Consider the following 24,371-nt stretch of genomic DNA (forward strand, 5'->3'; position numbering starts at 1 on the left):
AACCCAAACACCCCCATGAAGAACGCACTACTTGCTATTTTTGTGGCCTTTTTCTCCCTTTTAGGGGTATCTGCCCAAAGCTTTGAGATATCTGGTAAGGTTATCAACAGCGATAATGAGGTGATACCATTTGCGAATATTTTATTGCTTAGCTCAATAGACTCGACCTTTGTAAAGGGCACTTCTGCCGATGATAACGGATTTTTCAAATTAGAGGATGTTGAACCGAATTTGTATTTAGTACAGGCCAGTTATATTGGGCGGGGATCTAAACCCTTGGCCCTCGACATTAAGAAAAGCGTAAAGCTTGGTGCATTGATAATACCCAACAAGGCAGAAAGTTTGGACGAGGTCGTGGTCACTGCAAAAAAACCAACCGTACAACGATTGGCCGACCGGCTGGTTTTTCAGGTCGAGAATACGGTCGTATCACAAGGGAGTTCTTGGGACATTTTGAAAGGTACGCCAGGAGTCATCGTCAACCAAGAAGAGCTTCAAATCAGGGGTCAGAACGCTAGTGTTTACTTAAATGACCGCAAAGTACAATTGACAGGGCAAGAGGTGCGGGATCTGCTGGAAGGCCTATCAGGCGTCAATATTAAATCAGTGGAGGTGATGCCCAATCCACCGGCGCGTTATGATGCGGAGTCCGGCCCTATTTTAAACATCATAACCAGTAAAAATATCGTTCCGGGCTATAAAGGAAGTGTCAACGCCACCTATACCCAGGCAGTTTTCCCCAAATATTCTTTTGGAACAAGCCAGTACTATAAAACGGAAAAATTAAATGTGTTTGCCAATTACACGTACAATCCTAAGAAACGTGATTTTCAGACTGATAAAGAGGTGAACTTTATTGATGGTACCAACACTATCTTTTCACGTTGGGATACCGATGATCAATTGGTGCGTAATTCAGATGCCCACAATATCAATACTACTTTGAATTATGACTTTGATGACCAAAATGAAATTAACCTGACTACGAATTTATTATTCAATCAGAACCAAGATTGGAACCAGCTCGTCGCTACGGAAATAAGAAATGCCCAAAACGAGTTAGACTCTACGTTTATTACAGATAATACAGGTTTAAGGGATAACAACAACCTCGCCTTCGATTTATCATACGTGCATAAACTAAAGAAACCAGGGGCAAAACTTTCCTTAAATGGGCATTATACCAAATATGACGAGACCACAAGACAGAACATTCTCTCGACATATTTTAATGAGACAGGGAACTTTATTAGGGATTTTGGTTTTCAGACCGACGCTTTCCAAAACATAGATGTCATTACCGGTCAACTTGATTTTGCCACACCTTTGGGTGATGCCTCTTTTGAAACAGGGGCAAAAATCTCATCTGTGACCTCAGGGAGTAGTATTGATTTTTCAAACTTTCAAGGATCTGACGAAAGTGTAAGTGAGGCTTTGGCAGATGATTTTGAATATGATGAAAGAGTTTACGCCGCTTATGTCAGTTATGTCAAGAATTGGGAAAAATGGTCTATGAAATTAGGGGTCAGAGGCGAGTACACCGACGCCTTGGGCACTTCTTTAACATTGGGACAAACCAATATACAAGAGTTCTTCGAACCTTTTCCAAGTGTATATATCTTGTATTCCCCCAATGAGAAACATAGTTTCGCTTTTGATTATGGGCGCAAAGTTGAAAGACCAAAATATAACGATCTCAATCCATTTCGAGTGTTTTCCAATGAGAATGATTTTACCGAAGGCAACCCGACCTTGCAACCCAACTTTTCGAATAACTTCAACATCAATTACACGTTAAACAGTGAGTATTTTTTTGATTTTTATTATCGAGACAACGGCAATTATATCAGCCCATTGTTGTTTCAAGACAATGAAGCTTTGACCTTAATCCGATTACCACAAAACGTGTTGGGAAGTACCTCATACGGTTTGGATTTTACCGTTAGCAAAAGTATTCTGAACCCATGGTTTTTGTATGCCTACACCTCGGTTTTTTATGAAGATGAAACCTTTGTAGCTGTTCAAAGCGGCAACCAAGAGGTCACTAATTCCATTGAAGGATTTTATGTATATCTCGCTAATTATTTGACACTCTCAAACGACGGCAGCTTAACTGGGGAGCTTACATTTAGCCATCTATCTAAATATTTGTTCGGATCATTCGTACAATCACCGATTACCAATCTGACATTTGGCCTTCGAAAATCATTATGGAACAATAGGGCGGTGGTATCGATTAGTGCCGAAGACCTTTTGGGGGAGGCCAACGGCACCTACACTTCAAGATACCTAAACCAAGACAATAGTTTTAGAATCGTGCCAGAGACCCAATTTGTACGTTTTGGTTTTACCTATAACTTCGGAAACTTTAGGCTACAAGAAAACCAAAGGACCATAGATAAAACCGAACGTGACCGATTACAACCCAAGGATTAGTCTTGCCATTCTGCAATAAAAAGGTTCGTGTCCCTGGTGCCCCCATTGTTGCGGTTACTTGAAAACGCCAGATATTTTCCATCGTTTGAAAAGACAGGGAAAGCATCAAAAGTTTTTCCGTGGGTTACGCGCTCCAAGTTTTTACCATCAATATCAATAAAGTATAAATTAAAGGGGAACCCTTTTTCTGCCTCAAAGTTACTGGAGAATAGGATTTTTTCTCCAGACGGGTGAAAAAATGGACTCCAGTTGGCATTCCCCAAAAAGGTGAGCTGTCTTAGATCAGACCCATCGGCATTACAGATAAAAAGCTCCATTTCAGTAGGTTCTACCAAACCTTCTGCCAACAGATCTTTATATTTTTTGATTGCTTCCGGAGTTTTTGGCCGGGAAGCCCTAAAAATTAACTTAGTGCCATCAGGCGAGAAAAAAGCCCCACCATCATACCCGAGTTCATCGGTTATTTGTTGTACATCTGAGCCATCTAGATTCATGGTATATAATTCTAGATCACCGCTTCGATCCGAAGTAAATACGATTTTATCCCCCTTAGGCGATACAGTGGCCTCGGCATCATATCCGGGTTCATGGGTCAACTGGCCAGTTATATTTCCCTTAAGATCCGCTACGAAAATGTCGAACGAATCGTACACAGGCCATACATAGTTGCCATTTTTTCGTAAAGGAACCTCAGGGCATTCTTTATCGGCTAAATGTGTTGAGCCGTACACATAGTGCTTGTTATCGGGCAGAAAGTAGGCACAAGTAGTGCGACCAAACCCCGTGCTTATCATTGGTAGTTTTTTATCCTCAAAATCTTGTTCAATGTTCATCAAGAACATTTGATCACACTTCATGCCCCAAGCCTCATTATTCGATTGAAAAATCATCTGTTGATCATCCCAACTCCAGTAAGCCTCTGCATTGTCACCTCCAAAGGTAATTTGTCGAATACTTTTAAAATGCTTTTCTTCAGGATAGATAAGGGTATCACTGCCAGCCATTAGTGAAGTGGTGTCTTCCTTTTTTTCGACCTCTTGTTTTTTCGACTCTGTTTTACAACTACTCAAAAGAAATAGAAAAATGAAAACAAAAAGAATTCTCATTTGATATGTATTTTTACGTAAAAATAAAAGGTATGATGCGGAAATTAATGGTTTTGATGGTAATTTTTATAGGATTGGTTTCTTGTAAAAAAGAAGCCCCAAAAAAAGTCACCCTACAAGAAGACATTGCCTTTTTGGCCAGTGATAGTTTAGCGGGTCGTGAAACGGGCACCCCTCAAGAAATCATGGCTGCTGAATATCTTAAGCAACGCATGGAAAACCTTGGCCTACTCCCAAAAGGAAATATGGGCACCTATTTTCAGACCTTTACTTTTAAACCCAGAACCGACCCGCATTCTGAAGCGGAATTTACTACTAGTGATGGCTCGATTACAGGCACCAATGTTATCGGCTATGTAGATAATAAGGCCGAAACAACAATAGTCATTGGTGCACACTATGATCATTTGGGTATGGGTGGTGAAGGTTCGTTATATGCAGGCGAAGCGATTCACAATGGAGCGGATGACAATGCAAGTGGGGTTGCTGTTATGCTCAAACTAGCTGAAAAACTTAAAGATTCCATACCGGAAAATAATTATTTGTTTATGGCTTTTTCTGGGGAGGAAATGGGATTGTTGGGTAGCAACTTCTTTTGTAAGAACCCCACGATTGATTTGACAACGGTTGATTATATGATTAATATGGATATGGTAGGCCGCCTACGTGAAGATAAAACACTCTCTATTAGCGGTACGGGCACGTCCCCTATATGGAACCAAGTGCTTAACGCCAACAATCCAGGCTTTAAACTAGTGCTGAGTGAGTCGGGCGTTGGCCCTAGTGACCACACATCTTTCTATCTTCAGAACATTCCGGCATTACACTTCTTTACTGGCCAACACGAAGATTATCACAAACCCTCTGACGACTATGACAAGTTGAATTATGAAGGGATGGAGATGATAACCAACTATATTTTTGCAATCATTTCTGAATTAAAAGACGATGCTAAATTGACTTTCAGAACCACTAAGAACGAAAGCGAGGAAGTGCCTCGGTTTAAGGTTGGCCTTGGTGTTATGCCCGATTACCTTTTTGATGGCAAGGGTATGCGTATTGATGGGGTTACCGAAAGCCGTCCAGCTGCTGTTGCTGGACTGCAAAAAGGGGATGTCGTAGTTCAATTGGGCGACAGCACCGTAATCGATATGATGAGTTATATGCGTGCACTTTCAGTATTTGAAGAAGGCGATACCGCTAAAGTGGTAGTAGATCGCAAAGGAAAAGAGGTGGAGGCAAAAGTCGTGTTTTAAAGCCGCCATTAATATGACAAAGTTGGTCTGGCAGGCGCCGGAACTTGTCGACATCGAAATACGCCTTTACTTAACACAATCAGAGATAAAAGATATTTCGTAATTTTGCAATCCTTTAAAAATCAGTACATCAATTGCCAAAAATAGGAAACATAGAACTCCCGGAATTTCCATTGCTATTGGCCCCAATGGAAGATGTCAGCGACCCACCTTTTCGTGCTTTGTGCAAAGAGCAAGGTGCTGATGTCGTCTATACGGAGTTCATCTCTTCAGAAGGGTTGATTCGTGATGCTGCCAAAAGCGTCATGAAGTTGGATATTTATGAAAAAGAGCGTCCAGTAGGCATACAAATTTTTGGCGCCAACCTTGATTCGATGTTGCAATCCGTTGAGATTGTTGAAAAATCCAGCCCGGATATCATAGACATTAACTTCGGATGCCCTGTAAAGAAAGTAGTCTCAAAAGGAGCCGGAGCAGGAATTTTGAAGGATATTGATTTAATGGTCTCGCTTACCAAAGCGATGGTCAATCATACGAAACTACCCGTTACCGTAAAGACACGATTAGGTTGGGACGATAGCTCGATTAAAATCGTTGAAGTGGCCGAAAGACTTCAAGATGTGGGCTGTAAAGCCATAGCCATTCACGGGAGAACACGGGCCCAAATGTATAAGGGAAGTGCCAATTGGAAACCAATAGCTGAGGTAAAAAATAACCAAAGAATGCACATTCCGGTCTTTGGAAATGGTGATGTTGACTCCCCCGAGTCAGCAATGCGAATGCGAGATGAATATGGCCTTGACGGGGCCATGATTGGGCGTGCCAGTATTGGTTACCCATGGTTTTTTAAAGAAGTAAAACACTTTTTTAAAACAGGAACGCATGCTGCACCACCAACGATGACGGAACGTGTTCAAGCAGCTCGAAGGCATTTGCAAATGTCAATAGCCTGGAAAGGGGAAAAACTAGGTGTTTTTGAGACAAGACGTCACTATACCAATTATTTTAAGGGAATACCCCATTTTAAGGAATATCGAATGAAAATGGTCACCAGTGATGATTCTGCCGACGTATTTGCCGTTTTTGATGAGGTCATGGAGAAATTTGCGGACTTTCAGTTTGCTTAACCAGACACTAAGGTTTTTGAAATGCGGCTGCTGGCGATTTTAGAGGATAGCACCCCAAGAATACTAATTGTTGCCAAAACAATAAGCACGTTCATGAAATTATATTCCACAGGATAGGGCAACGTAGTGCCGGGTACGTTAAACCATTCTAACCAAACTTGTGAACCGATAAAAAGAGAACTTATAAAAACACCGATTATTCCTCCAAGTGAAGTGACCAAAACACCTTGTAGAAAGTAAATCGTTCTCAGTTCTTTTAGGGTGGCGCCTAGTGCGAACAAGGTTTTAGAACTCTGCCGTTTGTCCAATATCATCATGATAATGGCACCAACCACGTTAAAAAGGGCAATTATGAGTACAAGGGTAAAAATAAGATAAGTAGCCAGATTTTCAGTATTCAACATGCGGTACAAGGTTCTGTTCAATTCCCTTCTAGTCAATACCAACGTCTTATCACCGAGAATGGTCTTGATTTTACTCCGAACTTGTTCTGCATCAGAACCTTCCTTCAACTTAAAATTTAACCCAGATACTTGGGTACTATCCTTTTCCAAGAAATTTTGAACCAATGGTAGCTGTGCAAAAAGATATTTTTTGTCAAGATTGTCTTCGATCGCGTACACGCCACTAACGAATACCGACAATTGATTTAAGAACGAACGCGATTTCAAGGCATCACCGGTTAAGGATCCTTTACCGGGTTTTAACGTGATAACCTGAAGCGGCTCTTGATAATTGTTGACGGCAAGATTGAGAAGGTTTACGATGCTCCTGCCCGCGACCACGTTATATTCCGTAACGCCCCAATTGCCATAATAGAGGGTACTATCTAAACCGGTAACGGCCCTGTAATTATGGTCTATTCCTTTGATATAGGCAATATGGTTTTTGTTTTTGTAACTTAAATACACACGTTCTTCCAACTCTTTCGCATAATTTACCACACCCGGTATTGAGGCTAAATCTTGGGCCTCTTTTTCAGAAATGGAAAAAAACTTGCCCGTAGTTGCAATTGCTTTTAGATCTGGGTCAAAAGTATTGGTGAATTGAAGGCTGAAGGTCTTTAAACCTGCAAAAGCAGAAAGTACTATAAATAATGCCGCTGAGCCTATGACGATGACCAAAAAGGTAATGAAATTAATGATGTTCACCGCATTTTGAGTGCTCTTAGAGCGTAAGTATCGTTTTGCGATGTATAATGGAAAGTTCAAAAACTAGGATTTTTTTCGTTTGGCCAGTAAATCACGATTTTCTATGGGGTTTTCATCTCCTTTTAATGATTTTTCAATACCATCCATATAGTCTAAAGAATCATCTAGATAAAAATTCAAATGGGGCACACGGCGCAATTGATCTTTGGTCCGTTGCGCCAATTCGTGCTTTATCAAGGGTTCGTTTGATTTCATACCTTCCAACAGCTCTTTGGCTTTATCATTCGGAAAAATACTGACATAAACTTTTGCAATGGAAAGATCCGTGGTAACATATACCTTAGATACGGAAATTAAGGTTCCCCGAAGCCCACCATCGGTTGCTGCACGTTGCAATACCTCGGCCATATCTTTTTGAATGATTCCCGCTATTTTTTTCTGACGCTGTGTTTCCATGGTACAAAAATAACGGATTTAATGACCAACCTCATGTTTTACTAATTTTAGAACGTTTATTTTGCATTTATCCCTAACAATTTAAAGATGGATAAAATAGAACATATTGGTATTGCGGTAAAAGATTTAAAAACCTCCAATTTACTTTTTGAAAAATTACTGGGCGTTGCGAGCTATAAAATGGAAGAAGTTGCCTCTGAGGGGGTTCGCACTTCCTTCTTCAAGTCTGGACCAAATAAAATAGAGCTATTGGAGGCCACCAAAGAAGACAGCCCGATTGCAAAGTATATTGCAAAGAAAGGCGAAGGGGTACACCATATAGCCTTTGCTGTTGAGGATATTCGGTCAGAGTTGGCGCGTTTGAAAAAAGAGGGATTTGTGATACTCAATGAAGAGCCCAAGAAAGGAGCGGACAATAAGCTCGTAGCATTTTTGCACCCAAAAACCACAAATGGTGTTCTGGTCGAACTCTGTCAAGAGATTTCTAATGGATAAAATCTTTGGGATATAAAGAAATAAAGTATAATTTTGCACCCCTAGAAATTAGGTCCTATAGCTCAGTTGGTTAGAGTAGCTGACTCATAATCAGTTGGTCCCTGGTTCGAGCCCAGGTGGGACCACTGGGAAAATTCAAAAATTCCCTAAAAGCCTGAAAATGAACTGTTTTCAGGCTTTTTCATTTTTAGGGATTCTATATAAAACCATATGAAATCAACCGTTCTGGTGAGTGATTCAGTGAATACTTTTTTATTCGTAAAAATGCCACCCAAACTAGGTTAACAATTGATAGTCAATTCTTTATTCTAATTTACAATCGATGTTAATAATCTAACAAGCACAGGCATGGAGGCAAAAAACACATTCTGTATCCTTCATCTAAGGAAGTACGAGTAACTAAACCAAATATATACTTAGAAAAACTATTCCCATATACCCCCAAAAAACCGTGAACAGTATATGTACAACGGTTTCAAAACCCTTTCCCCTCCAAAGCTTTGATGAATACCCGAACAGTTGTATGAAAAGGCGAATTATCCAAAATACACCTAGGCCTAGCGCAATTTTCCTACCCAGTGGGGTCGTTACAATCTCGGTGGTGGAAGTTACACAAAGGAGTCCCATGAGAAAAACAGTGAGCGCAATAAAAAAGGTGTGCACATATAGCATTTGACGATTGATGAGGCTCATGGTAGACGTCTCCTTCGCCCAATTGAAATATTTGGGGAAAATGACATGTACACAGGCAAGGATAATCAATAAGATGCCAATTACGTTAAGGTGTATTTCCATTTTTTTTAAGGATATAAGCAGTTAGGAAAGGTGTGATTTTGAATGAATCCGCAGTCTCAAAAGAAGCTTCCCTGAACGTTTTTGACCACTCTTTCTTACTATAAAAGTGAAAAGCTCCTAGACTAAAAGCCAGCATATTGGCCAAGTCTCGCTGGTGCTCAACGACAACAAACCACCCCTCCGCCATTAATATCCGATTGACTTCCTTGAAGAAATCAGTTCGTTCTTTAGCACTTCTGATTTCATGAGCGGACAATAAGCCAAAAGCAATATCAATAGTCCCATTTTGCATGGGTATATTGGTGGTCTGTATCCTTATGGTATTAGGATAAGGAGGATATGCCTTTCTTGCCCTTTTTATGGAAACTTCCGTATGCTTCAAAGGGTCATAGAAATCAAAAACGTTCAGTTTGGCTTCCATGAATTTATTCTTGATTAGTATGCTTGTTTCATCAAATCCGGCGTTGATATTTGCAATGTTGTCTGCTTTAGGAAGTTTTACTTTGTCAAGCCAAGTAAACTCATACAGATCGGAATAATCATAAACATACCAAGATACTAGCAGCGATACCAAAATATTTAAGACAGCTAAGAGTATGGTAACATTGAACCACGTCTGAAGTGATGCTTGAACCAAAAACAGAGCCGCCAAAACCAATGTGATAATAAATACTCCTGCCAAGACATAGAAATGCCAATTGAAACGAATGATATTGACAACTCCTTGAAACGGTTTTCTTAACTGCCCCATCGTTCCTTCTTTCCTTTTTTCCAGTAATATGGAATATTTTCAATAATAAAAGCATTGGCCAAAATGGGGCTTTTCAAGTTTAGGGTGTCCCAAAAAGAAACTTGATAATCCAGCATGGCAATAGGTCTGGGTTTCCAATTTTGCCTCACCCCTTCTATAATCAAAACTTCTTTTCTCTGGGGCTGATAAGTGAATGTAAAGGGTAAAGGCCCGGCGAAGCGTCTAGCTTCTTTCCAATCTGAAAAGGGGGAGTGTTCGGGAACTACGACATTTCTCTTCGACATATCAGCTTTAATCTTTAATCCCGATTTTGCTGAACTTATTTCCACTAAACCATTATTTTCTTCTCTATGAATATCGATTTTACGGTAATGGTAATGAGTAAACATATTTCCAAAAAACGCCATCTTCCTTTTGTCGGTTTCCGACTTCAGAATATATAGCCCTCTTAGCCTTTTGCCCGCATTTGTTGTGTACCTGACAAAAATGCGATATCCAATCAGAAAAAAATCATTGCCCATAAACTTAGGCAATCCTTTTGGTCGCAAGTGCTTCGTTTGAACCATTGCCACCGCAACAAAGGCCCAAGTGTCCTCGAAAGTATCGAGCTCCAAACAGTCCGGAATCAGATTTTCCAATTCTTTTTTTGGAAACGCAAAAGTCAAGACCAGTGAACTTTCAAAAAAAGCCTCAACCGCAAAAGGATGGTTCTTTAAGGATGCTAGCATACTATGATTGTGGTTTTATCCCATTTTTTAGATGATACGCATGAAAGTATACGATAAGTACAAATAAAAATGCAAAGAGGGCATTGAACTTTCCCCATAACAACAAATCTTGAACAAGAATGAATTCAAGAATATTCATAATGGTGACCAATAGAATCTGAACGATGGCATTCAGACGTGGTTTAAAACCACTCAAAATCCAAATGCCCATTCCGATTTCCGCAAGGCCGATGGCAAATGTCAATGGTCTTGAATAATCTTCGCCAAGTATCCTACCTACAATCTCTTGGTGCCGAGGAACTAGGTTGAGTACTTTGCAAAAAAGTCCATTGATAAACCAAACAACTGCAATGAGGTAGGTCAGTACTTTATGGACAGTTGGATTGTTCATATTCCGATTTCTTTAAAATCACATTAAATGTATTGCTAATTTATAGCATTACACCACTAAATCTTCGAAGCTTCAATGACCAATAATATAAGCGTTCCACCTGTTCCATTTGAGCCTTGATGGTCTAGAGGTATTCGGTTTAAAAGCTTATAGATTCGACGTTATTTAACTCGAAAGTATCATATCAGCATCATATTAAAAGTATAACTATGTGAAAAAGAACAAGGCGGGATATTCAAGATAATATGCATTAGAGACACAAGATTTCTTGACTGAGCTAACCTAGTTGTAGTTAAGCCTTTATTTTAGTATCAGTAGAAATAGGAAAACCCTAAAATGGAATCAGTTACCTACAGACGATGTCAAGCATGTGCAACCATCAACGAGAATCGAGATTATTGTAAAAATTGCGGCGCCTTAATCAATCTGTCACTGAAACGACAGATTGAAAGGGAACGGAGCGAAAAGAAGAAAACCGAAGCAAAAAGACTTCAGGAACCGGACGCTGTTACAAAGTTCTTCAACCATATCCGACATCATCGTAATCCAATAATCAGGGGTTTGGGAAGGATTGTATATTCTGTCTGGGTAGTAATTTTTGGAATAGGGGCTTTCTTAGCATATCTCATAGGTTATATTGCTGCGTAATGGCTGGTTTTAAGGAAACTTCAGGGGTACACACCGCCTATTTTTCATGGGTTGGGAGAGCACTTTTTTTGGCTATGATAGTGTTGTCTTCTTCTATTTATTTACTACAGCAATGTGAAATACCAATACCCAAATGGGTTAATAACTATATGAACGATTTTTTGTGTATGCCCATTGTACTCTCCATTTGCTTGGTTGTGGTCCGAAAATTACAAGGCAGGCATACCCATCGGCTACCCTGGTGGGTAATTTTCTGCCTCACCCTATATTTTTCCCTCTATTTTGAGTATTACCTTCCCCAGGTTTCCATACGTTATACTTCAGACATTATAGATGTTTTGCTCTATTTTGCAGGAGCTTTACTATTCTTTTTATTTACCATGTTGAAACCGATAAAAAAGGAATAACAGAGGCGGATGACAAGTAACATCGAGTGGGATTCCGGCTCTTGAAGACTGTGATTGAAATATTCGATACCATGGCCACTCTTTGTATGGTAGCTACGTTTGGGAATAAAAGTTTTCGGAGTGGATTTGATGTATACTATTTCCGTAAAATAGGATATCGGTAACCAGCTTAATTTAGTGGCACCCACCACGTATATACAATTCAATGTCAACAATACCGCAGTAGACTTATAAACTGGGCAACTTAATGCTAACAATAGGTTGGCGATAACCCGATGACTCAAAATCGTACTACAGATGGGGTGTTATATCTTTAATTAATGTGGTTATGAGGGTTTCCTTCATCTTAGCTTATTTTCAACATTTGCGTACCGATGCTTTTTCTAAAAGCGTCTTTGCCTCGTATTTCAAAAGGGTTCCGTATCTTTTATAGCCCATACGATATGTAAATGGTTCAGAATGAAATGCGCAACAGCCTTATTCTTATTTTTCTCGGTATGTACGGCTAGTGGCCAATTGCAGAAAAAGGATAGCGTGCTTGATTTGTGCAACAGGGCAAGTGACCCTATCCAAAAAGCTACCTATCTTAATTATATAGCCCAGAACCTCTTGGGTCAAAATTCTGATAGTGTTATCATATACGGAAAAAAAGCGCTAGCGCTCAGCAAGCAAAACAATGATGTTTATAGTAGGGTAGAAAGTCTGCGTTCGATTGCCATGGGTTACAGCTATGCCGCCAAATTTGATGAAGGACTTGATGTCGCCAGAAAAGCATTGAAAATGGCACAGAACAGTGACATTCCACGTGCCAAAAGAAGGGCATTGGCTACAATGGCCTATATGTATTACAATAAAGAGGAGATTGATTCTTTATTGAAATACGATTTGTTGGCCCTGGAGATCACTGAAAAAATTGGGCCAGCGGATGAATTATTGAATGCCTATAATGATTTGGCCCTCGACTACTCGATGAAGGGATATTACAGCAAAAGCCTTGACTATTTTCTTAAAGGATTGCGCTTATGTGAACAGCTCAAAATCAAAGATTCTAGACTAGCTAACGTATACCATAACCTAGGCAACCTATATGAACAGCTCAATCAATCTAAGAATGCGCTGGAGAGCCATCAAAAAGCGTTGGAAATTATCGAAGGTCCTATCGAAACGAGGTTACGGCTTCGTATCAATTGTTATATAAGCCTGGCAAGGGCCTATCTTCAACAAGGATATTTGGAGCCGGCGCGCTATTATGCAGACGGTGCCCTGAATTTGATAGGGCAGGCGGAATTTGATACTTCATCGTTGTTATACCACGTATTCACGATACAAGGTAATATCTCAGAAGAAAAAAACCTTAACCCTGCCGTTCTAGGGCATTACACCGAGGCCAAAAAGAATGCCGATGCCTCTGGGCATTTTATTTTAAAAGGAAGGGCCAGGCTTAATATCTCAAACTTTTACATCAGCTTGGGTGAAATCGATAATGCCACAATGAACTTGGATTCCGTTGAGCAATTTGCCAAAAAGAGCGGTGATCTTAAACAGCAGCGTGATTTTTACCGCACCAAAGCACGTATAGATTCTTTAAACGGTGACTTGATATCATACGGAGAAAGCCTCTTCAAGTTTATACAATATCAAGATAGCTTGGCTTCGGTTGAAAAACAGAAAGCACTTGATGTACTGCAGATTGAATACGACACCGAATTAAAAGATAACGAAATCGCTCTTTTGCAACGTGAAAATGAGATACGCTCCATAAAGCAAAAGCAAATGACACAACTTCAATTTGGCCTCATTGTACTGACATTATTATTACTATGCTTTATACTGGTACTTTACAAAAGGTATTCAGACAAACAACGCTCTATAAAACTTATAGCATCTAAAAACGAAGAGAACAAACTATTGGTCAAAGAGACACATCATAGGGTTAAGAATAACCTGCAGATTATGTTGAGCTTGCTTAGTTCGAAGGCAGAATATCTGCAAGAAGATACCCCTGGGTTCAAAATTGTCGAAGAGAGTAAGAGGCGTATCAGGTCGTTGGCGCTTATTCATGAAGAGCTTTATCAAAACACCACACTTTCTAGCATTAATTTAAGGGTCTACCTTGAAAAGTTATTGACCCTTATAGAAAAATCCCTTTCATCAGATACCACCCAAGTGAACATAAAGACCTATATCGCCAACGTCGAAATTAGAATGAATATGGCGGTGTCTTTAGGTCTAATCGTGAACGAGTTGGTCAGTAACGTTTATAAATATGCCTTCCGAAATCGAAAACAGGGTAACATTACCGTGCGATTTGTACGTTCTAAACCTGGTTATTTTTATCTGCATGTTGAAGATGATGGTATTGGGCTACCGCCTGATTTTGACCTTCATGCCTTGAACTCACTCGGGCTACAACTTGTGAAAGGTCTAGCTGAACAATGTAATGGCTCTGTCAGTATTGACACATCAGAAAAAGGATCACGATTTAGTGTACTCTTAAAAACTGAGGAATAGAACCAAATACCTAAAAAGATACCAAGAAAAGGGGTAAAAGTATTTTCCAGGGCTACGCGGCAAATTCAAAGTGACTGTAGCATTAAAAAATATAGGGTAAAGGGCTGCTGATTCGATAAAATCATTGATATCGATAATATCTCTTGTCGTAGCCCTCCTAGTTTGGATAAAAAGGAGAGCATAGTATGGGATATTTCTTTTCTTTTTGAAAAATCATGGAACAAATGAATACTGTTAAAATTCCTTGAGTACCTTTAAAATAACTTAATAAAAACCATGAGCTTAAAAACTTTAAGAATACTAGGTGCACTCCTGTTTGTAATTGGTATCACAATGGCATGTACAGAGGATAATTCGGATCAGGCACTGTATAATCTAGAGACGAATACAGAAGCAAGTGAATTTGCGGGTTGTCCTGATGGTAGCTGTTCAAACCAATGTGCCACATGTCAATAATGGTGTTTATTGATTCAATACAATATGCTATCTAGGGGGCTGTCTTTATAATTCGATAAAGACAGAACTCGACATCTTTTGCCAAAGAGCAAAAAATAATTCGTATTTAAACAAAAAATTTCAAAATGATTCGGGGGCATAGAACACTTTTATGCTTTTGAGAATCAAAAGGCCTTGGATAATCTTAATTTAACATCAATTTTTTGATTATTTTGCAATAAACGAGAACATTTATTTCTTTATTCTTTTTCCTTGAAAAAAAAAGAACAATACCACCCGACTTTACTCCCCATTATCTTTTGTTTTTATATCACGGGCATTTTATGTGCTCAGCAAGATATAAATCTTAAGAGCTACAACGAGTCAATAGATACTTTCTATGAAGTTTTAATAAACGGAGGAACTAAAAAATATGACTCCTTAATCCCTAAGTTGGCAAACTTAGAAATCAAACTAAAAAAAGACCACCCAAAGGAATATGTAGGGGCATTGGTGTTTCAAGCTCGTATGTTGACCATGCGCAGGAGAATGCAAGCGGCTCAGAACAAATTACGGCTGGCAAAGTACAATTATGTAAAATTGAATGTAATGGTGCCCGCCTATGAACAGGTATTTCATTTTCTGGATGGGTATTTAAAGTTACAGATAACCAGAAAGTATGATTATGAGGGAACGCAATCTGCGTTGGAGAAGATCAAAAAATATAAGGAGGTAGACGAAGTAGTTCTGGCTCAAATGGAAGAAAACGTTGGGAAAACAGATATTGATTTTGCCAATTACAATAAAGCTTTAGAACATTTTAAAAAAGCCAAGGACATCTACCATAAGAAGGGCTTAAGACTTTTGGAAGCCGGGGCTTTGAATTTAATGGGAGTTGCGCATGATGGACTGGAAAACCTGGACAGTGTACTGTATTACAGCGAGCTTTCTATCCAAGAGTTTGAAGCGCTTAAAAATCCAAACTACTTAGGCCTAGCATCTGCAACCTACAATGTGGGACTTTTGTATCATGATCGATTAAATAATGCAAATCGTGCAGAAGCTTATTACAAAAAAGCGGTTGTCTATGATATTAAGGATGCGGGAGAGACCAATCCCTATTTATGCGTTGATTATCGTGCCTTGGCCGAAACTTATATTCTAAAAAATGATATTACCAAAGCGTTGTTATATGCTGAAAAAGCTGTGGAACAAGGTGAAAAATATTTTGGAAAAAACGACTCAAGAACGGCCCAGGCAATGCTTGTTCTTTCCAAAACCCACCTCATCAAAGGTAATATTGAACGTGCCAATTTCTACGTAGAAATGGCCTCTGACATATTTGGCGGAATGGTATCGGAAAATCATCGGTGGTTTGTAGAAACCTATTTTGCAACAGCTGAAATCAGAAAATCAGAAAATAAAAATTTAGAAGCTGAAGTATTATGGGAAAAAGCCTTGGCCATATCAAAACGTATAGAAAGAGAGCTTTATATAATTCAAGCCTATGAGAAATTAACGCTTCACCACGAAGAAAACGGCAACTACCCGAGGGCAATAAAGTATTCAGATAGTCTTGCCATACTTCTCAAAAACAAATTTAAAGAAGCCAAATATCGTCAATGGAATCAGCGCCTTATGAATTTGAGATTAAGGCAATCGGCAAGTAACCATAAGATTTTAGCAAGTGAAATAGAAGGATTAAAAATCGATTTTCCCTCTAAAAAGTCAAACCCTGCATTGTGGTTATCACTCTTAGAAATTCAGTTAGATCCCATACCTGTCTCAAATGATCAGATAGAGGACTGCAAAAAAAATCTGGATATGCTATTGGACTTAATAGCGTTAAGCAGAAATAACTTTTCGAATCAACAAAACCGCATTTTTTATAATAAAAAGTTACAACGTCTTATTGAGAAGGGTCTGTATACAGCATTCATGGCGTATCAAAAAACAAATGATTTGTTTTTTAAAGACATAGTATTCAAGTTGATGGAGGTCAACAAAAATTCGGCCTTACTCGAAGGGTTACAGAATGTGCGGTACAAAAAAATCGGAAAGGTACCTCCAAGCCTAATAACATTGGAGCAGGAAACGCTAGAGGCCCTTCAGGATACAAAACAGAATATCCTCTATTTGTACAATAAAAAAAAGATTGATTCTGTAAAGTTGAGAAGCTTAAAGAACAGATTGATCACATTAGATGCAAAAAATGACAGTATCAATCAAGTATTAGTTAAGGCTTTTCCAAAATACCGTCAGCTTAAAAAGCTAAGTGTGAAGCAGTCTTATCAAGAATACCGTAAAAACTACCAAAAATCTGATGAAGTGGTATTGGAGTATCTACTTGGAGAAAAAGGATGGTACCGGTTTATGATGACAAATGATCATGTTACTATTGAAAGATTTGATAATGTAGAAGAGCTTCGTGATATGATACACAAGCTTAGAAAGGGTTTGCTAGGTAGAAAAAAGATTGCTAAAGCATGCAAACAACTATATTCATGGCTTATACCAGACTTGCCTAAAACAATAAACACTGTTTCAGTTGTTGCAGATGACGTCCTTAGTTTCGTGCCATTTGAAATTCTTAATAATGGTAGTGGTTATTTATTTGAGAAATATGCGCTGCGCTATGGGGGGTCGTTACAGTTACTTAAGGAACAGGGTTTAATTGCCAAAGAAGGTGAAAAATGGTGCGGGTTTGCCCCTGAATACACCGAAAACGTACTTCCCAGAAACCAGAAAGAGGTCCAAGAAATTGGAAAATTAATTCAAGGAGAAGTCTTTTTAAGAAAAGAAGCAACAAAAACCAATTTTATTAACAATGCAACTGGAAAAGATATACTTCACTTAGCATTACATACAGAGCTGGACAAGGTCAACCCTATGAACAACAGAATGTTATTTTCAAAGGATAGCACCGAAATAGAGGAAAGCAGAGCACTCACAGCTTCGGAGGTTTACGGTTTGGAGCTAGACGCTAACTTGGTAGTTTTAAGTTCCTGTAATACAGGTTTTGGTAAGTTGGAAAGTGGTGAGGGAGTGATGAACATATCCCGGGCATTTACTTATGCTGGGGTTTCGTCTACTCTAATCAGTCTTTGGAAGGTTCCTGATAAAGAAACCGCCCAAATCATGACCTACTTTTACAAGTTCCTAAAAAAAGGACAATCCAAAGACGTTGCATTACAAAATGCCAAATTGGAGTACCTGGCCAATACCGAAGATGAATTACTGAAGCATCCTTATTATTGGGCAGGTTTTATAGTTTCTGGAGACACCTCCCCCATAGTTGAAAAGTACTATTGGCCTTGGCTCTTAGTAGTCTTAGGCATTGTTTTGTCAGTTCTCTTATTCCGAAAAAAATCAGTCGAGCGTCTTTAAAAGCACATTAGCTTTTTTCACATTGTATTTGTTTTGGGCAACAACTCGCTCAAGGCTTTTCTTGGCATTGACCACATCATCCAATTTTAAATAAGCCATGGCCAAATACCAATGCGATTTTTGGGTAAGTGTATCCTTGGTTTTTAAATGCGCATGTAATGCAACAATGGCTTCTCTAGGTCTGTTCAATTGTAATAATGCATTGGCTTTGTAGAATAGAAAATGGGGGGTATTGGTAGTTTCGTATAATTTTTCGAACAATTCCAACGCCTCCTTATATTCCCCTTTCTCATAATGTGCAAAAGCTTGGGTCTTTAAATCTTTTTGTTGGGTAGTACGTGTGATGGGGTGAACCACGTTTCGGTAGGGTTCAAAATTTTCCGTATAGAGTATTTGGGTATCGGGAGCACCTTGTCTTGTTGCAAAATAGGTAATGCTGAACACCAGTGCCAAAGAGGCGGCGACCCACCAGATTTTTGCAATACTTGCCATCTTTTTGCCGTGGTGTTCCGCTTCAAAACCTGCAACCATTTCACGGGCCATAACGTCATCCTCGGCTTCGGCGACCTTGTTGAGGTCTTGAAGCAGCTTGACCTCGGCCTTAAAGGATGGGTCTTCCAATAGCAGCGTATCAAAACGAAGCTGTTCCTCCTTCGAAAGCGACTGTGTCAAGAATTTCGCGATAAGTTGGTCTTTATCCATCATCCGTTAGTTCATCATTTGCTTCAGGGTTTTGAGGCATCTGGATTTTTGCGCTTTGACCGTATTCGCATTTCCATATTCAGTTTGTTCAACGATTTCCTCAATAGTAAGTCCCCTATAATAGAATAAGGTTAACACCAATTGGCATTTTTTACCCAGTTTTACAAAAAAGGTCCGCAACAGCCTTTGCTCTTTGGTCAATTCTGAACTTGGTTCAATTTCAATCCCTTCCACTGCTTCATTAACCACATGCAATGGGTTTTCCATGGCTATGGTTTTCGATTCTCTTTTGAGCGCATCAAAGAGCATGTATTTTCCAATACCAAAAAGATAAGACTTTAGGCTGCCCTGCATGTTTTCCAGTTTTCCCTGAATGGCTTTTTTGCGCAAAGCCAGAAACGCTTCTTGGTACACATCTAAAATAAGGGAATTGTCCGCACCTAGGGACTTTCCAAAATTTAAGAAAGCACCCCGGTAGTTGTTGTACAAGGCCTTCAGTTTTAGCCTATCATCTGATTTTAAATGCTCGAGTTGCGTTAGGTCCACTCAAAAAAATTTTTCAGCCAAATGTTAACCTCTTGTTTCGGGGATAAGACTAAAGGTAAATAGAACTAAATAAATAACAATGAAAATACCATGTAATACAAAGATTGTCTGGGTAATCGGCCTCTTTCTAATGATGGCTGCAAATGCAAACGCACAGTTTTTAAAAAAACTTAAAAAGCGGGCTGAAGAAAGTGTGAACAGAACCGTGGAACGCAAGGTTGAAGAAAAGACAGAACAGAAGACCGAACAGGCTATCGATAGTCTTTTTGAAATGGGCAAGGGCAAAAAAAAGGGAAAGAAAAGAAAAGGCACCAAAAACGGTAATGATACAGAAAATGAAATGTCCATGGACCACGATATGGATGGTGATGACATGTCAGATACCCCTACGGAAGAAACCTCTTTTGAAGCCTATTCAAAATTTGATTTTACTCCAGGCGAAACGATTATTGGTTTTGAAGACTTCTCACAAGATGAGCTAGGGGATCTTCCTGCAAGGTGGAACACGAACACTTCTGCCGAAATAGTGGATCTCAGCACACAAAATGGAAAATGGATGCGTATTGGTTTGGGCAAAAGCGCCTTTGTAGCAGATTTCATCACTGAAATACCTGAAAATTTTACAATTGAATTTGATGTCATTTTTGATTTTGAACCAAGTAAATGGTCTTACAGCCGAAGATTGGGCTTTATCCTTTCTGATTTGGAGGACCCTAACTATAGCTTGGACAAAGATCAAGTCGGGAAAAACTTTTTTAGAATGAACTTAGTGGGCGATATAGGCTCTGAATACTTTAAGGTAACCCCCAATCCGCAACAAAAGGCAAATGCACGTTTTCCACTTGAGCAGTTGTCTAAGAACAGCACCCAAAGGGGAATTCCCATGCACGTGTCCATTTGGCGCCAAAAAACACGTGTACGGGTCTATGTAGATGAAAAAAAGGTATTTGATGTGCCAAGGGCTTTAGAAAAGGGGGTCGTTGCGAGAACCCTTCGATTACAAAGCCATGTATCTGAAGAAAACGAGTACTTCTACATCAGTAACATTCGCTATGCCGTTGGAAAGCCCGATATGCGTAATAAGCTGCTAACGGAAGGAAAATTGGTTACCTATGGCATAACGTTTGATTCCGGTTCGGCCATATTACGACCAGAATCCCACGGTACGCTCAAAAAATTGGCGGCCATTTTGAACGAAAACCCTGAAGTACAGGTGGAAATTATGGGCCATACCGATAGCGATGGTGATGCCGATTTCAATATGGACCTCTCCATGATGAGGGCTTCAGCCGTAGCCCATGCGTTGGAAGCGCAATTTGGGGTTTCGCCAAATCAATTGTCTTCTAGCGGAAAGGGCGAGACCGAGTTGTTGGACACGGGTAACTCCCCCGAAAGCAAGGCCAAAAATAGACGGGTGGAATTCATAAAACGCTAAAAAACAAACATAATGAAAACAGTATACAGTATTGCCTTGGGGCTGCTCATGGTATGGGCCACCTATGGCCAAACCTTTAAAAAAGCAGAAGGAAGTGGAACGGATGTTACCATAAGTAAAAAAGGGGAAATCTTCGTAGTGGGCACCTCTAAGCAGATTTTCAAATATGATTTTAAGATTGAGGACTTTAGATTGCACTCTAAAGCCAATAGAAGCGCCAAAGCCATTGCAGCAGCCCAAGAAAAGTTTTCTTACCTACTCACCAACGACGGCCGTATGCACATTACATATGCCACCAATGACAGTAGAATAGGCGCTATCGGTTCTTTGAAGCTCATAGATATTTATGTAGGGGAGAACAATGCGCTTTGGGGCGTTGATACAAGGGGTGCCGTTAAGCGATATAGTTCAAGTTGGCAGCCGTTTTCCATAGCGGGGAATAATAACAAAAAGGTATGTGTAAACAATTCGGGCCGGGTTTTTACCCTGAAAAACGACAATACGATTTACGAATATTACAATGGTGCGAAAAGGAAACTACCAGGTGCCGCCACCGATATTACGTATGACCATGCCCAAAAGAAATTGTATGTGCTGGGTACCTCAAAGCGTTTTTTTGTGTGGAACCCAGGGCGTAAAAACTGGGATTTGGTCAAAAACACGCGGAATGACTTCAAAAGCATCGCTGCCCATAACGGCCAGTTGTGGGGCACTACCACAAGAAATGAAATTTATACCACGGCAAACGTTAAAAAAACGACATCAAATAATTTAGGCAACAAGAAACTGAAAATTACCCTGACCAAGGTAGAATGCCTTAAAAATGGCGATGGAGGGAACAATGCTGATGACTATTTTCTAGAGTTTTTCACCACATTAAACGTGACAAATAGGAACTTTCCTTTAAGGGGTAAAGAATATTTAAAACTGGAATCCGAGATTAAAGAATACGGTGAGAATAGAAACCTCTACATTGATTATAGACACCGCCGACAGGAAGGGAAGCTGGCACACGATTTTACATGGTACCTAGTAGATAAAGAGACAGAACGGATGTTGGCAAAGCGACAACTTCATGTACAACCAAAAAAGTCTATAAATATTAATAATAGCGGCTATTTTGAGCTTAAGGGCACTAACACTATCAAAGAAAGTAACTCCCAATTTTATATCGGTGCCACATTGGGTGAAATTACCCATAGAACAACTTTACAATTGAAAGCACCGGGCTGGGAAATAACCAAGATTATTGGCGAGAAGAAAAAAATCAATCTTCCCTTGGCATTAGACTACTTGTCCAAAACAAAAAACAAAGGTGACTTCTCCTTTAGCAGAGCTCCGTACTATCGCATGGGTACAGGCTATGCCGGGCTTACTTTGGATGAAGACGCAGGTGGACATCGCTCCATGAGCGGATATTTCTACGGCTTAAGTAGGGAAGATGAAGATGGGACCAAGGTTACACGTGAGGCCAAAGTCCATTTTACCATTGAATTAATAGATTAAAACCAAGCACAATGAAAACAATATTAAAATCAACAGTATTGGTACTGTTTCTAGTGGGAATTCAAACATATGGCAATGCACAAACCAAATGTAACGACGATGCCTATGCCGGCCAGGAATGGGCAGGCGAATGGGACACCAATTTCGGGAAATTGATCCTTACCCAAAAAGGGAGTAAAGTAAGCGGAACCTATAAAAACGTGGGCAAGATAGATGCCTTTTATAACAAGCTGACAGGTAAACTAAAGGGAACCTTTACCAATAATGGCAAAAAGGGCAGTTTTGAGTTCACCTTTACTTCTTGCGAAGGGTTCTCGGGCAAATGGGGCTGGGGCACAAGCATGGACAAGGGACGTTGGACTGGAAAACGAAAAGGGGTAAATAATCCTGCTGCCCCACTGCAACTTAAGATCACGCTCAACGGAATCCGCGCCTTACAGGGCGGGGATGGCAAGGGCAACCCTGATGATTATAGCCTAAATTTCACGCCCGAACTTATCACGCTCAACAAAAGGCAGACCCTGCGAAACAAGGCGTTTAATTTTAGGAAAAGCTATCACCAGAACAAAACCAAGGGCAACATCCTATTTTCCAGTGGTAGTGGGCAGATCCATATAGAACCGGATTATCCCCCGACCAGAAAAGACCGGTCTACCAACCCAAAGAAATATGCCAAAATTGAAAACTCTGGGCAGTTCAGAATCGCAAGGTCCGATTACGAAAAGTCCAGAATTAAAATGCACATTGAATTTAGCTTGTTGGAAAACACAACGGCCAACATTTTGACCAGGCCCGATGCCCCCTACTGGCTTATTAAAAACAAAAAGGTCCCCGTGAATATTAAATTGGTATTGGATTATTTGACCGGGCTTAAAACCAAGGCCCAGGTGGAAGCCAGTTTAAATGAGTTTTTAGGGGGTAAAAATGTGTTGACTTTTAGCTTATCGGAGCAAAACGGAAAAAGAAAAGCAAAAGGATACATTGTGGTACAGACCACAGAAGACAGGCAAACCTATAAAGCTGGAGTACCCTTTACAATCGAATTGGTAAACTAAAAAATCAAGGTATGAGAACTACATTTATTTTTTTTAAATTTATGGCCTGTTTCATTTTTGCAAGCCAAACACAGGCCCAGTCCGCAGAAGGGGAAACTATCCCTAACCATCAAAATCAACCTTTACCTCCCCAGAAAGAGGGCAAGAATAAAGAAGTCTGGTATGCCTATAGCATGAGCGGTGATTTAATGAGTTGTACCGTTTATGATGATAAGATGGTCTTCAATTCCTTAGTGGGCTCCGAAAACGAAAAAGGCATTTCTGTGGTCATTTTGGAAAAACGCCTTGACAGCCTGAATTTGGTGATTCGCAACGATAAGAAAACACCCCCTTATGCTGTGATGTCCTTGCGAAAAAATGGCGAAGTGCTAAAAATGGCACCGGTACTTACAGGAACCTCGATTTCGGATGTAGAAAAACGATTTAAAGAGGGTCTTGTGCCCAGTTGGATATCATTAACGGAGCAGGATTGGTATACCAAAGAAAAAATTGCAATGATGGAAAAAGCCCCGGGTCTAGATGAACTAAAGCGGGAAGATTTATTGACATCTTTAAGATGGCGAGATCAACTCTCAGAAAAACTACAACAATATTTAGAGGAAAAAGGTGCAGAACGCCCTTTTATGATCTATCGCTTTGTAGAGGCTTATCGGAATCAAAAATTAGTGGAATTGGGATACAATCCATACAAGCGTGTACCTTACAACCTTCACAAACAGTTTGAAAACGATGAAGAGATTATGAGGCTGCTGACCGAAGAAATTAAGTTTTAATAGACGATTTTCCTTTTTTTGACCAAAAGCAATCCATATCCTCCATGGTTGGGGTCAAACGACTATTTAAAAATCGATTTCGTTTATCTTTCATTAATTCAGGTACCATCTTGAATGATTTTTGAAAGAGGGCGCTTTATCAAGTTTCGACACCTATTTTTAATTGACCATATCATTATGAAGTTTCTATTTTCTTAGATTTAGGGTCAATAAAATAGAGAACGGAAGTCGTAAAAACTATTCTGTATTGTTTTGATCGTATTACCGACGAATG

General features: G+C 39.7%; 20 protein-coding genes and 1 tRNA gene. 12 read left to right on the forward strand and 9 right to left on the reverse strand.

Annotated elements, in window-relative coordinates; genetic code table 11:
• Positions 1-15: 15 nt before the first annotated feature.
• Positions 16-2,436 carry an outer membrane beta-barrel family protein gene (locus AACM45_RS16475; protein ID WP_339144102.1) on the forward strand — a complete coding sequence of 807 codons (2,421 nt, stop codon included), beginning with the start codon at positions 16-18 and terminating at the stop codon, positions 2,434-2,436.
• Here AACM45_RS16475 and AACM45_RS16480 read toward each other — a convergent pair.
• Positions 2,433-3,542: a TolB family protein gene (locus AACM45_RS16480; protein ID WP_339144103.1), complete on the reverse strand. Its 1,110-nt coding sequence runs from the start codon at positions 3,540-3,542 to the stop codon at positions 2,433-2,435. The genes AACM45_RS16475 and AACM45_RS16480 overlap by 4 nt on opposite strands.
• Positions 3,543-3,577: 35 nt before the next feature.
• On the opposite strand from AACM45_RS16480, the gene AACM45_RS16485 reads away from it, so the two are divergent.
• Together AACM45_RS16485 and dusB are read left to right on the forward strand one after the other, a co-directional pair.
• Positions 3,578-4,798 (forward strand): M28 family peptidase, encoded by a 1,221-nt coding sequence (locus AACM45_RS16485; RefSeq protein WP_339144197.1) that lies wholly within the window; start codon positions 3,578-3,580, stop codon positions 4,796-4,798.
• Between the two features lie 134 nt (positions 4,799-4,932).
• Positions 4,933-5,925 carry a tRNA dihydrouridine synthase DusB gene (dusB, locus tag AACM45_RS16490; RefSeq protein ID WP_339144105.1) on the forward strand — a complete coding sequence of 331 codons (993 nt, stop codon included), beginning with the start codon at positions 4,933-4,935 and terminating at the stop codon, positions 5,923-5,925.
• On the opposite strand, the gene AACM45_RS16495 is transcribed toward dusB, so the two are convergent.
• Entirely contained in the window at positions 5,922-7,136 is a 1,215-nt protein-coding gene (locus AACM45_RS16495) for an ABC transporter permease (protein WP_339144106.1), read from the reverse strand. The genes dusB and AACM45_RS16495 overlap by 4 nt on opposite strands.
• Positions 7,137-7,139: 3 nt before the next feature.
• The gene (rbfA, locus tag AACM45_RS16500) at positions 7,140-7,532 is read right to left on the reverse strand and encodes a 30S ribosome-binding factor RbfA (RefSeq protein ID WP_339144107.1); all 393 of its coding nucleotides are present in this window, start codon (positions 7,530-7,532) and stop codon (positions 7,140-7,142) included.
• Positions 7,533-7,619: 87 nt separating this feature from the next.
• Between rbfA and mce the strand changes: the two genes are divergently transcribed.
• Together mce and AACM45_RS16510 are read left to right on the forward strand one after the other, a co-directional pair.
• The gene (gene mce / locus AACM45_RS16505; protein ID WP_339144109.1) at positions 7,620-8,027 is read left to right on the forward strand and encodes a methylmalonyl-CoA epimerase; all 408 of its coding nucleotides are present in this window, start codon (positions 7,620-7,622) and stop codon (positions 8,025-8,027) included.
• A 51-nt stretch (positions 8,028-8,078) separates the two neighbouring features.
• Positions 8,079-8,152, forward strand: a tRNA-Ile gene (locus AACM45_RS16510).
• A gap of 274 nt (positions 8,153-8,426) precedes the next feature.
• Here the strand turns inward: AACM45_RS16510 and AACM45_RS16515 are convergent.
• Genes AACM45_RS16515 through AACM45_RS16530 form a run of 4 tightly spaced genes read right to left on the reverse strand, consistent with a single transcriptional unit; the run spans position 8,427 to position 10,692 of the window.
• Positions 8,427-8,822, reverse strand: a complete 396-nt coding sequence (locus tag AACM45_RS16515) for a hypothetical protein (RefSeq protein WP_339144110.1) — start codon at positions 8,820-8,822, stop codon at positions 8,427-8,429.
• Positions 8,806-9,573 (reverse strand): methyltransferase, encoded by a 768-nt coding sequence (locus AACM45_RS16520; protein WP_339144111.1) that lies wholly within the window; start codon positions 9,571-9,573, stop codon positions 8,806-8,808. Before AACM45_RS16520 ends, AACM45_RS16515 begins: the two co-directional genes overlap by 17 nt.
• Entirely contained in the window at positions 9,561-10,301 is a 741-nt protein-coding gene (locus tag AACM45_RS16525) for a DUF2071 domain-containing protein (protein WP_339144113.1), read from the reverse strand. The genes AACM45_RS16520 and AACM45_RS16525 overlap by 13 nt, the downstream gene beginning before the upstream one ends.
• Before the next feature lies 1 nt (position 10,302).
• The gene (locus tag AACM45_RS16530; RefSeq protein ID WP_339144115.1) at positions 10,303-10,692 is read right to left on the reverse strand and encodes a DoxX-like family protein; all 390 of its coding nucleotides are present in this window, start codon (positions 10,690-10,692) and stop codon (positions 10,303-10,305) included.
• A 797-nt stretch (positions 10,693-11,489) separates the two neighbouring features.
• Here AACM45_RS16530 and AACM45_RS16535 point away from each other — a divergent pair.
• From AACM45_RS16535 to AACM45_RS16545, 3 genes are all read left to right on the forward strand, one after another.
• Positions 11,490-11,747 (forward strand): hypothetical protein, encoded by a 258-nt coding sequence (locus tag AACM45_RS16535; RefSeq protein WP_339144116.1) that lies wholly within the window; start codon positions 11,490-11,492, stop codon positions 11,745-11,747.
• Between the two features lie 459 nt (positions 11,748-12,206).
• Positions 12,207-14,258 (forward strand): tetratricopeptide repeat-containing sensor histidine kinase, encoded by a 2,052-nt coding sequence (locus AACM45_RS16540; protein ID WP_339144117.1) that lies wholly within the window; start codon positions 12,207-12,209, stop codon positions 14,256-14,258.
• A gap of 888 nt (positions 14,259-15,146) precedes the next feature.
• On the forward strand, positions 15,147-18,080 hold the full coding sequence (locus AACM45_RS16545) for a CHAT domain-containing protein (protein ID WP_339144118.1): 2,934 nt from the start codon (positions 15,147-15,149) through the stop codon (positions 18,078-18,080).
• On the opposite strand, the gene AACM45_RS16550 is transcribed toward AACM45_RS16545, so the two are convergent.
• Together AACM45_RS16550 and AACM45_RS16555 are read right to left on the reverse strand one after the other, a co-directional pair.
• Positions 18,063-18,785: a tetratricopeptide repeat protein gene (locus AACM45_RS16550; RefSeq protein ID WP_339144119.1), complete on the reverse strand. Its 723-nt coding sequence runs from the start codon at positions 18,783-18,785 to the stop codon at positions 18,063-18,065. The genes AACM45_RS16545 and AACM45_RS16550 overlap by 18 nt on opposite strands.
• A 3-nt stretch (positions 18,786-18,788) precedes the next feature.
• Positions 18,789-19,328 (reverse strand): RNA polymerase sigma factor, encoded by a 540-nt coding sequence (locus tag AACM45_RS16555; protein WP_339144120.1) that lies wholly within the window; start codon positions 19,326-19,328, stop codon positions 18,789-18,791.
• 79 nt (positions 19,329-19,407) lie between these two features.
• Here AACM45_RS16555 and AACM45_RS16560 point away from each other — a divergent pair, with 79 nt between their 5' ends.
• Genes AACM45_RS16560 through AACM45_RS16575 form a run of 4 tightly spaced genes read left to right on the forward strand, consistent with a single transcriptional unit; the run spans position 19,408 to position 24,097 of the window.
• A complete protein-coding gene (locus tag AACM45_RS16560; RefSeq protein ID WP_339144122.1) occupies positions 19,408-20,763 on the forward strand; it encodes an OmpA family protein in 1,356 nt (451 codons plus the stop codon).
• 12 nt (positions 20,764-20,775) lie between these two features.
• Positions 20,776-22,269 carry a tectonin domain-containing protein gene (locus AACM45_RS16565; RefSeq protein ID WP_339144123.1) on the forward strand — a complete coding sequence of 498 codons (1,494 nt, stop codon included), beginning with the start codon at positions 20,776-20,778 and terminating at the stop codon, positions 22,267-22,269.
• Between the two features lie 11 nt (positions 22,270-22,280).
• A complete protein-coding gene (locus AACM45_RS16570) occupies positions 22,281-23,324 on the forward strand; it encodes a hypothetical protein (protein ID WP_339144124.1) in 1,044 nt (347 codons plus the stop codon).
• Between the two features lie 11 nt (positions 23,325-23,335).
• Entirely contained in the window at positions 23,336-24,097 is a 762-nt protein-coding gene (locus AACM45_RS16575) for a hypothetical protein (RefSeq protein WP_339144125.1), read from the forward strand.
• Positions 24,098-24,371 lie beyond the last annotated feature (274 nt).

The sequence above is a fragment of the Croceitalea sp. MTPC5 genome (assembly GCF_036985505.1).
Lineage (GTDB): Bacteria > Bacteroidota > Bacteroidia > Flavobacteriales > Flavobacteriaceae > Croceitalea.

Excerpts from the sequence above, each read along its gene's own strand:
- AACM45_RS16560 (WP_339144122.1), top strand. The coding sequence starts at position 19,408 with ATGAAAATACCATGTAATACAAAGATTGTCTGGGTAATCGGCCTCTTT.
- AACM45_RS16530 (WP_339144115.1), bottom strand. The coding sequence starts at position 10,692 with ATGAACAATCCAACTGTCCATAAAGTACTGACCTACCTCATTGCAGTT.
- AACM45_RS16535 (WP_339144116.1), top strand. The coding sequence starts at position 11,490 with ATGAACGATTTTTTGTGTATGCCCATTGTACTCTCCATTTGCTTGGTT.
- AACM45_RS16525 (WP_339144113.1), bottom strand. The coding sequence starts at position 10,301 with ATGCTAGCATCCTTAAAGAACCATCCTTTTGCGGTTGAGGCTTTTTTT.
- mce (WP_339144109.1), top strand. The coding sequence starts at position 7,620 with ATGGATAAAATAGAACATATTGGTATTGCGGTAAAAGATTTAAAAACC.
- AACM45_RS16575 (WP_339144125.1), top strand. The coding sequence starts at position 23,336 with ATGAGAACTACATTTATTTTTTTTAAATTTATGGCCTGTTTCATTTTT.
- AACM45_RS16485 (WP_339144197.1), top strand. The coding sequence starts at position 3,578 with ATGCGGAAATTAATGGTTTTGATGGTAATTTTTATAGGATTGGTTTCT.
- AACM45_RS16570 (WP_339144124.1), top strand. The coding sequence starts at position 22,281 with ATGAAAACAATATTAAAATCAACAGTATTGGTACTGTTTCTAGTGGGA.
- AACM45_RS16515 (WP_339144110.1), bottom strand. The coding sequence starts at position 8,822 with ATGGAAATACACCTTAACGTAATTGGCATCTTATTGATTATCCTTGCC.
- rbfA (WP_339144107.1), bottom strand. The coding sequence starts at position 7,532 with ATGGAAACACAGCGTCAGAAAAAAATAGCGGGAATCATTCAAAAAGAT.
- AACM45_RS16480 (WP_339144103.1), bottom strand. The coding sequence starts at position 3,542 with ATGAGAATTCTTTTTGTTTTCATTTTTCTATTTCTTTTGAGTAGTTGT.
- AACM45_RS16565 (WP_339144123.1), top strand. The coding sequence starts at position 20,776 with ATGAAAACAGTATACAGTATTGCCTTGGGGCTGCTCATGGTATGGGCC.
- AACM45_RS16475 (WP_339144102.1), top strand. The coding sequence starts at position 16 with ATGAAGAACGCACTACTTGCTATTTTTGTGGCCTTTTTCTCCCTTTTA.
- AACM45_RS16520 (WP_339144111.1), bottom strand. The coding sequence starts at position 9,573 with ATGGGGCAGTTAAGAAAACCGTTTCAAGGAGTTGTCAATATCATTCGT.
- AACM45_RS16550 (WP_339144119.1), bottom strand. The coding sequence starts at position 18,785 with ATGATGGATAAAGACCAACTTATCGCGAAATTCTTGACACAGTCGCTT.
- AACM45_RS16540 (WP_339144117.1), top strand. The coding sequence starts at position 12,207 with ATGAAATGCGCAACAGCCTTATTCTTATTTTTCTCGGTATGTACGGCT.